Genomic DNA, 1,045 nt, shown 5'->3' with positions numbered 1-1,045 from the left:
CTGGCATTCGGAGTTTGACTGAATTCGGTAACCCGGTAGGGGCCCCTAGTCCAATCAGTGCTCTACCTCCAGGACTCGTGTTCTCTGAGGCTAGCCCTAAAGCTATTTCGGAGAGAACCAGCTATCTCCGTGTTCGATTGGCATTTCACCCCTACCCACACCTCATCCCCGCATTTTTCAACATGCGTGGGTTCGGGCCTCCAGTCAGTGTTACCTGACCTTCACCCTGGACATGGGTAGATCACACGGTTTCGGGTCTACGACCACATACTAGCTTCGCCCTGTTCAGACTCGCTTTCGCTGCGGCTCCGTCTCTATCGACTTAACCTTGCATGGGATCGTAACTCGCCGGTTCATTCTACAAAAGGCACGCCGTCACCCATTAACGGGCTTCGACTACTTGTAGGCACACGGTTTCAGGTTCTCTTTCACTCCCCTTCCGGGGTGCTTTTCACCTTTCCCTCACGGTACTGGTTCACTATCGGTCACTAGGGAGTATTTAGCCTTGGGAGATGGTCCTCCCGGATTCCGACGGAATTCCTCGTGTTCCGCCGTACTCAGGATCCACTCCGGAGGAGATCCGGTTTCGGCTACAGGGCTGTTACCTGCTCTGGCTGATCGTTCCAGATCGATTCACCTACCGGATCTCTTGGTAACTCCAAAGGAGTGTCCTACAACCCCAGAAAGCAAGCTTTCTGGTTTGGGCTGGTTCCGTTTCGCTCGCCGCTACTCAGGAAATCGCGTTTGCTTTCTCTTCCTCCGGGTACTGAGATGTTTCAGTTCCCCGGGTCTGCCTCCCGGCACCTATGGATTCAGTGCAGGGTACGGTCCCATTACGGACCGTGGGTTCCCCCATTCGGAGATCTTCGGATCACAGCCTACTTACGGCTCCCCGAAGCATATCGGTGTTAGTCCCGTCCTTCTTCGGCTCCTAGTGCCAAGGCATCCACCGTGCGCCCTTCTTCACTTCACTATACGTGTGAAAAGACGTCTTACATTTGATGTCGTTGAATGTCTTGTTTCTTATCTAGTTTTCAAGGTTCAC

1 rRNA gene is annotated in these 1,045 nt (G+C 53.5%); it reads right to left on the bottom strand.

Annotated features, from left to right (window positions below):
- Window positions 1–973: ribosomal RNA gene (locus JOC33_RS20210) — 23S ribosomal RNA — on the bottom strand; the annotation flags it as partial.
- Window positions 974–1,045: the final 72 nt, after the last annotated feature.

It is taken from the genome of Thalassobacillus pellis, assembly GCF_016908295.1.
Taxonomy (GTDB): domain Bacteria; phylum Bacillota; class Bacilli; order Bacillales; family Halobacillaceae; genus Thalassobacillus; species Thalassobacillus pellis.
This window is presented reverse-complemented; position numbering and strand designations above follow the sequence as displayed.